Source organism: Pseudoalteromonas sp. 0303 (assembly GCF_013349995.1).
GTDB lineage: Bacteria > Pseudomonadota > Gammaproteobacteria > Enterobacterales > Alteromonadaceae > Pseudoalteromonas.
This window is the reverse complement of sequence record NZ_JABVXF010000005.1, coordinates 93,225-109,496: the sequence shown is the minus strand read 5'-3', so window position 1 is coordinate 109,496 and position 16,272 is coordinate 93,225. Positions and strand designations below refer to the sequence as shown.

The 16,272-nt window shown below is 41.3% G+C and carries 10 protein-coding genes; 3 read left to right on the top strand and 7 right to left on the bottom strand.

Translation table 11 applies throughout. The annotated features are described in order from the left end of the window. Window positions 1-44: 44 nt before the first annotated feature. The 3 genes from HUS62_RS23350 to HUS62_RS05410 form a co-directional block, all read right to left on the bottom strand. Window positions 45-1,103, bottom strand: coding sequence for a thrombospondin type 3 repeat-containing protein (locus tag HUS62_RS23350; protein WP_282658446.1), 1,059 nt, complete (start codon window positions 1,101-1,103; stop codon window positions 45-47). 65 nt (window positions 1,104-1,168) lie between these two features. Next, the gene (locus HUS62_RS23055; protein WP_175078803.1) at window positions 1,169-2,167 is read right to left on the bottom strand and encodes a PHB depolymerase family esterase; all 999 of its coding nucleotides are present in this window, start codon (window positions 2,165-2,167) and stop codon (window positions 1,169-1,171) included. 275 nt (window positions 2,168-2,442) lie between these two features. Continuing rightward, window positions 2,443-5,397 carry a glycoside hydrolase family 2 TIM barrel-domain containing protein gene (locus tag HUS62_RS05410; protein ID WP_175078802.1) on the bottom strand — a complete coding sequence of 985 codons (2,955 nt, stop codon included), beginning with the start codon at window positions 5,395-5,397 and terminating at the stop codon, window positions 2,443-2,445. A 705-nt stretch (window positions 5,398-6,102) separates the two neighbouring features. On the opposite strand from HUS62_RS05410, the gene HUS62_RS05405 reads away from it, so the two are divergent. Both HUS62_RS05405 and uxaC read left to right on the top strand, forming a co-directional pair. Continuing rightward, window positions 6,103-8,883 (top strand): TonB-dependent receptor, encoded by a 2,781-nt coding sequence (locus HUS62_RS05405; RefSeq protein ID WP_175078801.1) that lies wholly within the window; start codon window positions 6,103-6,105, stop codon window positions 8,881-8,883. Between the two features lie 288 nt (window positions 8,884-9,171). Then, entirely contained in the window at window positions 9,172-10,614 is a 1,443-nt protein-coding gene (gene uxaC / locus HUS62_RS05400) for a glucuronate isomerase (RefSeq protein WP_175078800.1), read from the top strand. Between the two features lie 35 nt (window positions 10,615-10,649). On the opposite strand, the gene HUS62_RS05395 is transcribed toward uxaC, so the two are convergent. The 4 genes from HUS62_RS05395 to HUS62_RS05380 all read right to left on the bottom strand — a co-directional run bounded on the left by HUS62_RS05395 (window position 10,650) and on the right by HUS62_RS05380 (window position 14,434). Further along, a complete protein-coding gene (locus HUS62_RS05395; RefSeq protein WP_175078799.1) occupies window positions 10,650-11,666 on the bottom strand; it encodes a LacI family DNA-binding transcriptional regulator in 1,017 nt (338 codons plus the stop codon). Between the two features lie 88 nt (window positions 11,667-11,754). Then, complete coding sequence (locus tag HUS62_RS05390; protein WP_175078798.1) at window positions 11,755-13,056, bottom strand: TRAP transporter large permease; 1,302 nt, start codon at window positions 13,054-13,056, stop codon at window positions 11,755-11,757. Then, window positions 13,056-13,541 carry a TRAP transporter small permease gene (locus tag HUS62_RS05385; protein ID WP_062565778.1) on the bottom strand — a complete coding sequence of 162 codons (486 nt, stop codon included), beginning with the start codon at window positions 13,539-13,541 and terminating at the stop codon, window positions 13,056-13,058. The genes HUS62_RS05390 and HUS62_RS05385 overlap by 1 nt, the downstream gene beginning before the upstream one ends. Then, a complete protein-coding gene (locus HUS62_RS05380) occupies window positions 13,538-14,434 on the bottom strand; it encodes a TRAP transporter substrate-binding protein (protein WP_175078848.1) in 897 nt (298 codons plus the stop codon). The genes HUS62_RS05385 and HUS62_RS05380 overlap by 4 nt, the downstream gene beginning before the upstream one ends. Before the next feature lie 378 nt (window positions 14,435-14,812). Between HUS62_RS05380 and HUS62_RS05375 the strand changes: the two genes are divergently transcribed. Continuing rightward, window positions 14,813-16,270, top strand: coding sequence for a tagaturonate reductase (locus HUS62_RS05375; protein ID WP_175078797.1), 1,458 nt, complete (start codon window positions 14,813-14,815; stop codon window positions 16,268-16,270). The last annotated feature ends 2 nt before the right edge of the window (window positions 16,271-16,272 follow it).

Here is a 16,272-nt window from a genome sequence, read left to right as displayed (position 1 = left end):
GATGTTTAGAAAAAAGTGTCGCCCGCATGGGCGACACACATTTATTAATTAGGGCAATTACCTAATTCATAATACCCAGCACTAGTTTGCGCTAAGGTACTGGTATAAAAAGTGTTATAAAGACCTAGGTTATCACCTGAGCCCACCGCATAGGCGTAAGAGCCATTCGTGGTTGCGCGATTTGCTTGCACATGCGCATAGTTGCTTGAGGTGGTTTCAGTGCATTGGTATTCACCATTCGGTGTTGAGTCACACGCATCACCCACACCATCTGCATCACTATCTAGCTGATCACTATTGGCCACCAGCGGGCAGTTATCTAAGCTATCACTGACACCATCACTGTCGGAGTCACTCGTTTCACCATCAGGTGTGCTGTCATACACATTACCAATCCCGTCATTATCGTTATCGGCTTGATCAGCATTCGCTACATTCGGGCAATTATCTGCGCCGTCGAGCACACCGTCGTTGTCTGCGTCATTAGTCGGTTCTGTGATGGTTTTGCATGCTTGTAATGGCCCTGCACAACTTGAGTCATCATCAGCAATCCACTGACATTGATTTGTGCCCGCTGAATACTCGCGCATTGTAAAGGCAGCGGTTCCAAACGCTAAATAACAGGCAGAATAACCTTCGCCCCAGCTAATATGGCCTTCGTTGATATGAAGATTGTAATCGCCTGTTACACCAGCATCGATGACAAAACTAATACTATCTGTTGATGTAAGCGCAGTATCATCAGTTGCGGTGATCACTGCGCTATTATTGCCACCAGCTAGATTGCATTGCTCAGCAAAATACTCAAGCCCATTCACAGTAGCCGTCACATCACCATTGCTAAAACTGACCACGACAGTGCTTAAATTTTGATTATTATCAATCACCGTTCCCGTCACTGTAGCGCACTGCCCGCTTACACTTGCCGCAGTGTCACTCAGTAGCGGTGCTGTAGCTGCTGGCTCTGGTCCAACGCGTACCGTTAGATTAGCTTCATCACCTTGTTTCGATTCGTTATCTGTGGCACTGACACGCACTTCATAAAGACCATCGCTGAGTGCACTTGTCACCCCGCTAAAGGTATTATTCGCATCGACTTGCACGTTCAGTGACTCAATTAAGCTTGCCGCGCCACCGGCTAGGCTTTACACGTTAATATCAACATTGGTTACATTGCCTTCTGGGTCGACTGCACTGCCGTAATGGTGAGCTGGTTATTACTGTCTGTGGCAGTTAAATTACTAATTTCAGGGCCTGCATTACGATCAACTCGTTTATTATTCGCCGCAAAGTACTCACCGAGATAGGTTGCAAAATTAATACTGTTTGCCGCCACATAATCGCCAGACACACCTTGCCCGCCCGACCATGAGTGATCCAAATTATTAAACCACAGCATAGCGACCCGGTTGTCTTGCCAAAGTGACTGCTCAGCGGTACGCGTTGCATCATCACTTATTGTCGTTGTGCCTGAAAGTTGATTAATCCCATAAAGGGCAGCAAAGCCATCTGCGTTTTGTTGGTTATAACAGGTATTCACTGTGGTATCGGCAGTACCGTGACCAATCACCGCTATTTGTGTAGCAAAGTGACCTTTATAACTGCCAGCATAGCTTTCACAACGGGATACAAAGGTGTTTTCAGACACTGTTTCACAGGTCGAAATCGCCCCACTTGAACTTGTGCCGATGGTTGGCCCGGCGCTTGGTGCAACTCCGGCAAATACATCAGGCGCCACACAAGCCGTTTGTGCAGCCATTGCGGCTCCAGATGATAAGCCTGCAATATACACTTGTTTAGGGTCAATATTACGCGCTGCATCAGAACTTAATGCATTGGCTAAATTAATTAAATTCTTATAATCGCCAGAGCTTCTATTGATTGCTCCTTGCCAATATGACCAGCAGCTATAGCCTGCTTTATTCATAGCATCAGGAACGGCTATTACCATGCCATGGGCTTCGGCTGCATCTTCAAAATTCGCAGTTAAGTAGTTATTAATGGGTTGCACGCAGCCATGCAGTACTAGCATCAAAGAATGGCCATTGCCTATGCTTGATTGCGTATCAGGAGTGTAAATATGAACATTATTAAAACCGCCAATGCTGACATTTTGCTGCCAACTCCCTGCAAAACTTGGCTGTGAGAAAATAGCAGCACAGAGCACTGCGAGCGGAGTAAACGACGCTGATTTTCATTTACATAATTGTGTTACTTTTTGCATATATCGCCTTTATAGTCGTTATCATTGTTGTCTGTCAGTTGATGACTAACTCAATGTAGTAGAACTATTTAAAAAGCAATCTATAACTATAGTGCTACACCACTAATAAATTTTAAGCTTAAATAACCACCTTTAATTGATGCACTTTAGTGGATTAAAACAAAAAAGCGCTGCAGGTTTCTGCAGCGCTTTTACTAAAACGAGTAACTTTTTGTAAATTAGTATATCGTTAGCTTGATATTGTTTATTCCTCTTTCTGCCACAGGTCGACCTTGTGGGCCAAGGTGGTGGGCTGCATGGAACTTAGACCCTATTGCACTAATTCTGTGTAAGAAGCTAATTTCTTCATCATATTTAAGTGCTAATGTATTATCAGGGCGCTCGCCATCATCAGGCTGCATAACTCGCGCATATAGATCTGGAGTTGCAGTAGAGAAAGTGATTTCACTTTGCTCAGAGCTTAATGTAAGCCACTGAATATCCGAGAAGTACCCTTTAAACTCTGGTAATTCCCAGCGCTCGCCAGCAACGCCTTCATTATAATCATTTTCCCAAACAGAGTAGTTTACGCCCTCTAAGCGGTTAGCCCATACACGGTAAGGGCCATCACCTAACCAACGTTTATGCTCAATTGCTTTTTTCGGATAATTAAAACCAACGCCATGAAGGATGTATTCACCGTCAAGCCAGTAATCAACATCCATTGATAAATGACCTTCAGGGTGAACAGTCCAAGTTAGCTTTGTAATACCTGCTGGCGGGTTCATCACTTCAATCACTAAATCATTAGCAATAATTTCAGACTTTAATTCTGTCGGTTTTTTATCTTGTTGCGCTTCTTTCTCAGCATTTGGATCATGAGTTAGCCATGAACCAATACCATTATAAACCCCTTTATTTAGTGAGTTATCAGAACGAAGTAGCTTAGGACCATTTGTCAACGCCGCAGTTTGACCTTGCTTACTGTATGACTTTAATAGACCTGTTGTTGCATCAAAAATAATTGTTCTATCAGCAGCCTTAACCGCTAACTCAGATTCGTTTTGACTAACAATTTGAGCTGGTTTAGTTGCTGATGCCTGATTTTCAAATTGCTCTTGAGTTAATTTTGCAAGTTTAGCAGCGCTTTGGATAGGCCAAGCATCTGTCCAAATTGAATTCTGCTGCTGGTCAAAAAATTCAACCTCTAACCACCCATTTTGCTGCCAATTGTCAGGTAAGTTCAATTGTACTGTTCCTGTCGAGTCTGGCTTAATAGCAGGGAGTGTGGCTTTATTGCTCGCTACAAGCTGCTTTTTATCAGAAAACGCTGTCACTGGCTGATATAAACGCCATTCGAGCGACATAGTTGATAAATCAACAAAGTCATACAAGTTTTTAACTTGCAACTGACCGTCAAAAGAACCGGCAAGTAACTGGCCATTCTTTAAGTTTTCAACTTGGATTGGTGACCAAATCTCTTTAATTGTAAAAAAGCTCGCTTCTTTTTCACCATAAGGTCCAACAATACCATCTGGTGCATGGTTAAAGTCGGTATCAACACGACCATTTTGATCTGTACGCTCAACACCTTCATCAGCAAACACCCATAGGAAACCACCGGCACCAACAGGAGTTGACATCATGAAGTCCCAAAAATCTCTCAAACCTGCACCATGGCCACCATCATATAAGCCATGTAAGAACTCGGTTGGGAAAAATACTTCATTACGGGCTTTTTTAGCTACCAGTTCCGAGTAAGTTGGGTAATGATCAGTATCGATATTACGGAACAACTCCCAAGGATGAAGAATTGGACGGTTTTGAATGTCATAAAGGTGATAATCATCATCAACATCGGTATTAAAACCGCCTTCATTACCGTTCGCCCAGAATAAAATACTTGGGTGTGTTTGGTCGCGTTTAACAAGCTGTGCAACTAGGCGTCTCGCTGATGGTGTATCAATAACTGGCTTTTGCCATGTGCCTAACTCATTAATAACATAAATACCAAGACGATCTGCCGCTTCTAAAAAGTGCACATCGGGTGGGTAATGCGACATTCTAACAGCATTCATGTTCATGCTTTTCATCGTCTTAATGTCATCGATGCTGGCTTGTTTAGTCATAGTACGCCCAGTTGCTGGACGGAAGCTGTGACGGTTAACCCCTTTAAGGATAATTTTTTCGCCATTCAAATATAAGCCGTCATGTGGGCGTAATTCAAAAGTTCTAAAGCCAAAGGTTTTATCGAAACTATGTAGAGTTTTAGAGCCTTCTTTTAAATCAATACGTACTTGATATAAATTAGGCGTCTCGGCGCTCCAAAGCTCAGGAGAGTCAACATTAGTGGCTAAGTGCACTTTGTTACCATTAAGTGTGGCATTAAACGTTTCACTTACAGGGTTGCCATCTAAATCTAAAATTTGTGCTTCAACTGCAGAAGCATTTGATTTATCTAGTCCTTCGAGATAAACATCCATTTTAAATTCACCAGACGCTTTTGCATCTAATGAAACCCAATCAATATGAGATTGTGGCAAAGACTGTAAAAAGACTTGACGATAGATACCACCGAACACCCAGTAGTCTGCTGCGCGTTCTGCTGCTTCGATACTTTTGTTAGCCGAAACTTTATCTACCACAACCTTTAGCTCATTAGCTTCACCACTTTTTAAATATGGCGTTATGTCATAGCTGAATCGATAAAAACCACCTTGGTGGGTTGGGCCCACTTGTTGTTGGTTCACAAACACAGTGGCATCTGTCATCACACCATCAAAAACAATTTCAATTTTGCGACCAGACCAATCAGCAGGTAGGGTAAAATCACGACGATAAATACCTTGTTCGCTATGTTTATCTGGGATGTAGCCGTAATCATAGTTACCGAAGCCTTGTTGCTCCCAGTTAGAAGGAACATCTATTTTACTCCACTCACCACAATTTTGCCCTTCACTACAGTAAAAGTCCCATTTCACCGCATCATCACTACCAGTACCGCTTAACATCATGATGTCTGTTTTAGCTTGCTCATTAGGCTGAACGTCAACACTTTGCTGACTATTACAGGCTACAAACAAGAAGCTTAAGCAAGCGATAAACGCATTTCTTATAATACTGGTTTCAAACCATGCAGATTTGCTTATTAACCTTAGCTTTTTTTCAAGCCGGCCAAAATAATCCTTCCTCATATGTGTTCCTCTAACTGTTGAAATTATAATGTTTTTAGAAAATTTTTAGTCTACACAAGCTAATATTAACATCAATTATATACATATCATAATACAATTGCCACCGGTAGCATTTTAAGCTTTATCCTCCTTGCGTGCTTGTTTTACGCATCATATTTGACACTACAAAACGTACTATCATATTAATTTTAATAAATAAATTAACAATCATGTCATTTATTACTTAGCTTGCACCAAAAAGAAATAAAGCTTTGCACAACAACAGAACAAACTCTTCCTGAAGCAAAAAATAATACAAATTGCTATGTAACTACACTCTCATGCTCTTTTTTCGAAATTCCACCGCAAAAATAAACACCTGATAAAAAACAACTTATTTTAAAAAATAAGCAAAAACATGTAACAAATCATTAAAAAGAATATAATAATACTTAAACATCTAAATTTTCTGTGTTATAAAATTTAGGAGCGTGGTTAGGGGGATGAAGACAACACAACAAGCCTGGCATGCTTACTTGCGGTGCAACTATTTGGCTAAAAATGCCACCGGTGGCAAAGATGCAGGGAAAATACACTTAATAAAAAAACACACGATATCAGCACCTTGTCGAACATTAGAGGTTTTTCTAATGATGCTGATTTAACACTGAATCAAATAACTTCTGTTATTGATTCGCATTAAAATAATTTTGGAGGTTATTTTAAATGTTTAAGAAAACGACATTAGCCAGCACAATTTGTATGGCCCTTTTTGGGCAATGTGTTTATGCAGCAGATGAGGCTGCAGAGCAAACACAAAACGCTCAAGCAAATGACAACAATGATTCCCTTGAAATAATTGAAGTTGTTGGGATCCGAAGCAGCTTAAATAAAGCCGTTAATATCAAGCGCCAATCAATTCAGGTTGTTGATGCGATTGTTGCCGAAGATATTGGTAAGTTTCCTGATAATAACCTTGTTGAGGCGCTACAACGTGTTACGGGTGTACAGGTAACAGACCGCGCATCGGGTGAAGTAAATACTGTTACAATCCGTGGCTTAACCGATGTTACAACAACAATTAATGGCCGCGAAATGTTCACCGCAGCAGGGCGTCAACTTGCTGTTGCAGACATACCTGCGGCACTACTTGAAAGTGTAGAGGTATACAAAACACGCAACGCCAGCCAATTAGCGAGCGGTATTGCGGGTCAACTTAATGTTCGCACCCAACGCCCATTTAATTTTGAAGGCTCAAAGGTTGTAGTCAATGCCCGTGGCGTTTATCAAGACCAATCTGAAGAAACCGATCCTATAGTAAGTGTGCTTGCCAGCAATCGTTGGGAATCATCAGTTGGTGATCTCGGCGCATTAATTAACCTTTCATTTGCTAGCACCAGCTACCGAGATGAGAATAGTGCACCAGGTGGTTTCGTGCCATTTAGAGCTGATAACTTAAATCGCATTTACCCATGGCCAACAGGCCTTGAACACGGTATGGACAGAACGCCAGGGGCAACCATGTATGACCCTGCAACTGACAGTGAGGTTGAGTACTATCTAAGTCGTGACGCACTAAATCAGTCAGATCTAACTGGTAAACGTGAACGCCCGGCAGTAAACCTGTCATTTCAATGGGCACCAAATGATACATCAGAGTATATTTTCGAAGCATTTTACAATGGCTACCGCAACGAAAGTAATAACCACCTACTATTTTCATACGCAGATTCTTCACGGGTAGAAACGGTGACACAACCAGTGTTGTTTGAAGGCACAAATGTCATCAAATCTCGTGCTTGGGGTGACTCAGGTGCATTTACCAGCGGCGACTTTTCTAAGAGCCAAACTGATAGCTACATGTTTGCATTAGGTGGTAAATGGGCGCTATCTGAAGATGCAACACTAAAATCTGAGTTGGTCTATCAAACAAGTAAATATGAACGTGAGTTTGTTGCTATGCAGGCAAATACTCGTTTCCCATTTGTCATGGCAGACTTCAATCATGAAGACGGCATCATGGCATGGACTGTTTACGATGAAGAGTTTGGTACTCCACTTGATTTAACCGATCCAAGCTTATGGACCACCAGTACCATGTTCGACAACGGCGGTGAGGATAATGGTGATGGCTTAACATTCACGCTTGACCTCGACTTCTATGTTGACTGGGGTATCTTTACAAAAGCTAAAGCAGGTGTTCGTTATGATAAACGTACAGCTGATAGCAGTAGTCGTGATTCTAATCGATTTAACCCTATTCCATTAGCATCTCTAGGCTCAGAAGCGCACTACGTAAATAGTGATTTCTTTGATGGGAAAAGTGATTTGCCGAGATCATGGGTTGCCTTTAATGCAAAAAACTTATGGCAAAACCGTGCAGAGTATCGTGATACGTTTAATTTCTACGATAGCGCCGATGGCGAGCGTCGAATGACGCTACAAAAGAACTTCGATATCGACCAAACTTCATGGGCTGCGTATGTGCAAAGCCAATTTGAAACACAACTTTTTGGTAATCGATTAGACGGTGATATTGGTCTTCGCTATACCTACGCAGGCGCTGACATGGACTTTTACCACTGGGATGGAGAAGTTGGTGGCATAGTACAAAGTACTGGCCGAAATAGTAGCGCAAAATTTTTACCTAACTTAACGCTACGCTATCATTTAAGCGATGATTTAATTACTCGTTTTGCTTATACGCAAACCTTACGCCGCCCAGAGTTTGGCCAATTAAATAGTTTTATTAATTTACGTCCAGACACTACAAATGTTGGCTACGGCAACGCTAGCGGTGGTAATCAAAGTCTACGCCCAGTTGAATCTACTAACTATGACTTCTCACTAGAATACTACTTTAATGAAGGTAGCTCAGCGTATGCGACCTACTTCTACAGAGATATTGAAGGGTTTGTTTTTGATTCATTACGCCAAGCTCAATTTCCAAACCCAGAAACAGGCGAGATGGAAGATTATATACTTTCTCAACCTGGCAACACCTCCAATGGTGTTCTTAAAGGCGTTGAAGTTGGCTTAGTTTACTTCCCTGAATCTGTTCCACAGTGGTTAGATGGCATTGGCCTTCAAGCAAGTGGTACCTTCTTAGATTCGGATCAAGACATTCCAATCTTCAGCAACGAAGGTGAATTAACAGGGTACACAAACAGAAGCGTATTTGGTGTTTCAGATACCTCTTACAGCGGTGTATTAATTTATGAACGAGAAAATTTCAGCACTCGCCTCTCTTACGTTTGGCGTGACTCATTCTTAAATCGCTATGGCTCAGGTCGTTTCGCGCATCCACGAGGTGTTTATCGTCGACCAGAACAAAGTTTAGACTTCCAAGTAAGTTACGATGTCACTGAAGACTTGGTTGTGACATTTGATGCAACAAACCTAACAGATGAGGTTTATCGTCAATACTACGAACTACCAACTGTTCTAAACGACTCAGCATCTATTTATAGCCGTACATTCGGCTTAGGATTCCGCTATAGCTTCTAACTAAGTTTAGCAAAACCAAGGAAGGTTTATTTGATTTCCCCATCAAGTTAGAAAATAAAGCACTGTACCCTTAGGGTCAGTGCTTTTTTCATTTTAGATAGACTAAATTTATCTACGCGCAACAACATTGCTACCGGTGGCAATGTTTGCTAAAGTTGTTTGCATAAATAACAGTCTTAGGCCATTAAAAAACAACTAACGCGCCTAAGTTACTCACTGCTAATTAAGTTTAGTCATTACATATTTAAATTTTGCCACCGCTGGCAACGCAAGATTTTGATGAACCTTATGTCAATTAAATCACAGCCGCTTTCACTTCACCCTGATAGGCTATTTTCGAGTGACCCGGCAATTGTTAGTGTTGCCCGAGAGCTTTATGAACAAATAAAAGACCTTCCAATAGTCAGCCCACATGGCCATACAGACCCAAAGTGGTTTAATAAAAACCCTAACTTTGGTAACGCCACTGAACTCTTTATAAAACCAGATCACTATGTATTTAGAATGCTTTACAGCCAAGGTATTGATTTAACCGAGCTTGGTATTCCTGAGCATGGTATCGATGGCGATTTAACACGATCAAAAAATGCAGATCCAAAAAAAGCTTGGCAGATTTTTGCGGATAACTATTACCTATTTGCAGGCACCCCAAGTGGCTATTGGTTAGATGCCGTTTTTTATGATGTATTTGGTTTTAAAGAAAAGCTTAACTCTGAAAACGCACAACAATACTACGATAAAATCACCACTGAACTTGCAACAGATGCTTATAAACCGCAAGCATTAATGGATCGCTTTAATATAGAACTCATAGCAACAACTGAAGGTGCATTAGACTCACTAGAACATCATAAAGAGATGGCTGAAACGGCCATGGCCAAACGAGTTATAACCACATTTAGGCCTGATGATGTTGTGGATGCGAGCCGAGAAGACTTTACTGATAACCTCGCTAAGCTTGGCGAATTAACAGACCAAGATACCAGTACTTGGCAAGGTTATTTAGAAGCGATCCGAGTTCGTCGCGCTTACTTTAAAAAAGAAGGTCGAGCAACTGCAACCGACCATGGTCACCCCAGTGCGATTACAGCTGATCTATCATTATCTGAATGTGAAGCATTATTTAAAAAATGCCGCACAGGTAACGCAACAGAACAAGAGCAAGAGCTATTTCGTGGTCAAATGCTAACGGAGCTGGCAGGTATGAGTATTGAAGATGGCCTTGTGATGCAAATTCATCCTGGTGCACATCGTAATCATAACCAGCCAATTTTCAATCAATTTGGCCGTGATAAAGGCGCAGATATTCCGAGCCAAACCGAGTATGTTAATGCGCTTAAGCCGCTTTTAACTAAATATGGTAATCATCCAAAGTTAAAAATCATTTTATTTACCCTAGATGAAACGACTTACAGTCGTGAGCTGGCACCGCTTGCTGGTCACTACCCTAGTTTAAAACTAGGTCCGGCATGGTGGTTTCATGATAGCCCTGCAGGTATGCTGCGTTTTCGTCAGCAAACAACTGAAACCGCAGGTTTCTATAATACGGTCGGTTTTAATGATGACACGCGAGCTTTTCTATCGATTCCAGCAAGGCATGATGTGGCACGTCGAGTTGATTGCCGCTACTTAGCAGAGCTTGTTACAAATCATCAAATAACGATTGAAACAGCCCACGAGCTTGCTTATCAACTAACTTATGGGTTGGTTAAAAAGGCGTATAACTTATAAAAATCGAGCACGGCATTACTGCCATAATGTCGTGCTTACTTAGGAACTCGAGATGTTGATTCGCGTGTCACCAGATGTGGCGTTACTGTTTTTGGCATAGGTAGTTTGTCTTGATTACCACGAGAGCGATTAATCAACTTTTGTACGGCTAAGCATGCCATATTAAATACAGGTCGGCGTATTGTTGTCAGCGATGGAATGATCCGAGATGCAAGAATATTGTCATCGAACCCCGCGACCGATAACTGTTCCGGCACTTTAATACCTTGGTTGTTAGCCACACGGAGCACAGCTGCAGCCATCTCATCATTATTAGCAACGATTGCTGTTGGCCTAGGTTGTTTGCTTAACAACTCCCTAGCGCACTCTAAACCACTGTCGTAACTATTTTTGCCTTCAACAATATATTCTGAGGGTAAATTTACATCATAAACCTGCAACTCAGCTAAAAAGCCAGCTAAACGCTCTATTGATGAACGATAATTTTGTGGGCCAGAAATAAAGCCAATGTCTTGATGGCCTAATTCGACTAAATGGTCTGCCATATCACGCATTGCTGCACGCTCGTCAGATACAACAATATTATCAGCGTCATCCAAATCAACTGACGCAAGCCTTACGTAAGGACAATCAATATCTCTTAAAGCTGCTGCTAGCTCTTTGTTTTCTGATACCGGAGGCAAGATAATGACGCCATCTAATTTTGAGCGAGCAATAAAGCGTAAGCAGTCATCAACAAAATCTTCGCGTTTTGCAGAACCTGGGTGTACCACTAACTCGTAGCCTAATTCAGCACAGACACTCAATGCACCTCGTTGCACTTCATCAATATAGAGTGCATCAGGGTTATCATAAATTAGCCCTAACAAATACGAACGGCTTGAGGCTAAACCCCTGGCTTGCTTATCTGGCGAGAAGCCTGTTTGCTTTATTATCTCAAGCACTTTTTCACGTGTTGCTTCACCTACCGCAGGTGAGCTATTTATTACACGAGAAACGGTACGTTTTGATACCCCCGATAAACGGGCAATATCATTTATTGTCACTGACATAGAAGATTCCGAAATAACTAACTTAGCTATAGTAGCACCAAGCTTTTATCCATAAAAGCTGTTAACTCTAGCAAAGCAATTGTTTTTATTAATCAATCAACCCTAGTAAGCGAGGTAAAAACTCACTTATGGCAGGTAAATAGGTCACCAACATAAGCACCATAAACATCACACAATACAAAGGCATCATTGGCTTAATGATTTTATGAAGCGAAGTTTTTGCTACTGCGCAGCTGACAAACAATACACTACCAACCGGCGGCGATACCAAACCGATTGATAAATTAAGCACTATCATTACCCCAAATTGCACTGGCGACATGCCAAACTGTGCTGCAACGGGCAAAAAGATCGGAGTAAATATAAGCACAGCAGGTGTCATATCAATAAAAGCACCCACTAATATTAAAATGAGATTGATTAATAACAAAATCAGTAATGGGTTATCACTTAAGGTTAAGAAAAATTGACTCACCATTTGCGGAATGTGTGAATATGATAAAACCCACGACATCGCACTAGAAGCGGCAATAATAAGCATCACGATTGCCGTTGTTTCACAAGCTTTTAGCAGTAGTTTAGGTAACTCATCTAGCGATAATTCTTTATATACAAAAACGGCTAAAACCAGTGCATATAATACAGCGACAGCACCGGCCTCTGTGGCTGTGAATACCCCCCCTATAATACCGCCAATAACGATTATTATGAGTAACAAACTAGGGATGGCTGAAATCACTTTTTCTAAAACTAAAGCAAGTGGTAAACGTGCTGCTACGGGGTAGTTGTTTTTTAAAGAATAGATGGCACAGACCAACATCAGTGTTAAGCCCAGTAAAATACCTGGTAAATAACCTGCAACAAACAATGCCGCGATCGACACACCACCACTTGCTATGGCATAAATGATTAAGATGTTACTTGGCGGTATTAGCATACCCGTTGTTGCTGCGCTGGCTGTAACTGCGGCGGCGAAATTTTCACTATAACCGTGCTTTTTCATTTCTGGCACCATAAAGCTGCCTATCGCCGATGTGGCCGCCACTGCTGAACCAGAAATTGCGCCAAACATCATACAAGACATCACATTGACCAGCGCTAGACCGCCCGGTAAAAAACCGACCATAGCCATAGCAGATTCAATTAAACGCCTAGCAATGCCCCCCTGCCCCATGATCAGACCCGATAAAATAAAAAACGGAATGGCCAGTAGTGCAAAGCTATCTATTCCCCCTATCATTTGCTGCGCAATGGTCGTTGCCGCTGGAGTAAAATCCATGTGTAAAACCAGTGCTAACAACGTCGACAAAGCAATACTAATTGAGATCGGAACATTGATTAACAGTAGTGTGAAGAAGCAAACCAGCAACAAGATGGCTGTCATTTCCATTATTCTTGCTCCTGTGTTTGTCTAAAAAAATAAATGATATTTTCGATGCAATTAAGTGTGATAAGTACGCCGCTAATTGGCAAAGCAACATAAATGAACCCCATATTGATCCCAAGAGCAGCTGAACGTTGATCTAATGCAAAGCTTAAGTTCATCAACATACCGCCTCCATAAACTAATAGGCTGAGCGCGGTAATCAGTACTGAAAACTCAATTAAAAATGAACACTTACGACGTATCGTTGGAATCATCTTCTGATAGAAAAGATCAAGCCCTAAGTGTGCTCGGGTACGATAGGCATACGAAGCACCTAAAACGCCAATCCACATAAGTAAAAAACGAGCAAGTTCTTCAGTGTAAGAGTTAGGGGACCGCAAAATAAAGCGTGAGAACACCTGCCAACTAACGACTGCAACAATGGCAAACATCGCAACAATTAATACCCATTCAATGAGCTGATTTATTTTCGCATTAAACTCTTTCATAACGCCTCCTGCATCGCTTTTATTGCCGCAATTTGTGCGGCGATAGGCGTGCCTTTAAATGAGGCATGAAAAGGGGCTACTTTCTCTTGAAACACTTGTTTATCTGGGTAAATAACCTCAACACCCGCATCAACAACGGCCTGTAATGCCTGATCAGATGCTGATTGCCACAAACTACGTTGATAGGTAACAGAATCTTGCATTGCCAACTTCAGCCAGTATTGCTGCTGAGTCGTTAATTGCTGCCAAACCTTTTGACTAGCAACTACGATGTCAGGCACAAACGTGTGTTCATCTAGGGTGTAGTATTTCGCAATTTCATAATGACGAGATAGGTAATAGCTAGGCGGGTTATTTTCTGCACCATCGACAACACCTTGTTGCAGCGCAGAATAAAGTTCACCCCACGCAATGGGAGTGGCAGCGCCACCTAAAGACTGCACAGTAGCAATAGCCATTGGGCTAGTTACAACTCTAATTTTGCTACCAATTAAGTCATCGGGCGTTCTAATAGCAGCATCTGTTGTGTAAAAACTGCGACTCCCCGCATCATAATAGCCAAGCCCTTTAAGGCGAGCTACAGCTAGGTCATCAAGCAATTTTTGCCCAAGCTGACTATTAAGCACTTTCCAAAAGTGCTCACTATCGTTAAATAAATAAGGCACCCCAAATACTTTCATTTGAGGCACAAAGCCTTCAAGTGGGCTTGATGATACTTTTGTCATCGACAAACTACCGATTTGTAATAGCTCTATTAACTCTCTTTCCGTGCCTAATTGTGCTGCGGGATAAATCACAATTTCCATTTGATTATCAGAGTAATAAGCTAAACGCTCTGCCATATACTCCATGGCTTGATGAGTAACATGGCGGCTATCTAATGTATGCGCCATTGTTAGGCGAATAACCTTGTTGTCGTCACTGCAAGCACTGATAAAAAGTAAACAGCAGCAGAGAAATAGCGTGCTCAGAAGATTTTTATGCATTGTTGTGTCTTCTTTGTGTGTTCAGTTGTGTGTTCATGTTGTCTTATATAATCCTTTATATTTCATTAAGGTACACGGCAATCCAAGCTATGACCTGCGTATCCATTTAAAAATTTTTTGAGTTTTCAATGGATAGCTATAAACAAACGTTAATTGTATTACTTATTTGTTAAAGGCCAGTTTTGACTACCGGTAGCAAATTGTCAAATCTTATTTGCCACCGGTGGCAAAATTAACTACTATGTTCTGCAATACACTGTAACAATGCTAAGAGCGGGCACAAAAATGCAAACTTTAAATCGTAAAAACTTTAATAAAAACAAATATCCAACGAGTATTATGCAGTTTGGAGAAGGCAATTTTTTACGTGCATTTGTCGATTGGCAAATAGATAAGCTTAACGAACAAACCGGTTTAAATGCCGGTGTTGCTATCATCAGACCCATCGACTACGACTCACTGCCGCTTCTTAATATACAGGATGGCTTATATACCTGTATTATTCGTGGTATCAATGAGCAAAACAAAGCTGTTTCTGAGCAGCGTATTATCAGTTGCGTTAACGAAGAAATCCCAGTTTACAAAGAATTTGATAACTATTTAAAGCTTGCCGAGAACAGCGACCTTAAAGTCATTTTTTCGAATACGACAGAAGCCGGCATTGAATACATTCCCGAGGACAAGTTATCTGATACCCCTGCAAAGGCATTTCCTGCAAAACTAACGCAATGGTTATTTCACCGCTTCAAGCACTTCAATGGTGCAAGTAGTAGTGGCATGATCATAATTCCTTGTGAACTTATTGATTATAATGGCGAAAAGCTTAAAGAGATTGTATTGCAGTACAGTCAGTTATGGGATTTACCAAGCGAGTTTGTAAACTGGCTTAACGAGCACAATCATTTTTGTTCATCTCTCGTTGACCGTATTGTGACGGGTTTTCCGCGCGATGAACATCAAGCTTTACAGCAACAATGCGGTTATTACGACAACTTCATGGTAACAGCTGAGTACTTTCATTTATTTGTGATCCAAGGACCACAGCATTTAGCTGATGTATTACACCTTGAAGGAAGTGACTTAAACATTAAGGTTGTTGACGATATTGCGCCTTATAAGCAACGAAAAGTGGCTATTTTGAACGGTGCCCATACAGCTATGGTTCCACTTGCCTATATGGCAAATATTGATTCGGTTGGCGAGGCTCTCGCTTCACCTCTGCTTGAAAAATACGTTACTAAACTGATATTTGATGAAATCATCCCTACTCTATCCTTACCTAAAGAAGAGTTGCAGATTTTCGCTAATGACGTATTAAACCGCTTTAGAAACCCTTATATATGTCACCTACTGATGTCTATTTCATTAAATAGCATGACTAAATTCAAAACACGCTTGTTACCTCAATTAGAGCAATATATTAGCGACAACAAAACTGTACCACCACTCATCGCAACAGCTTTAGCTGGGCAAATATTGTTTTATCGTGGCGAGCGAAATGGCGACAAAATTAAATTAGCCGACAGTCCAAAGTGGTTGGCTTTATTCAACGAGCAATGGCAACAACATCAGCAAGGATCAATAACAACCTATGAGCTAGTAAGCTCTGTGTTAGCTGCAAACTGGCATTGGGATAAAGACTTAAATGAAATTGCAGGCCTTACAGATAAAGTGACTGAGCAACTAAGTCTAATGCTATCAAGCTCAGTTGAACAAACGCTTGTTAACTTATTGGAGTCATAAGC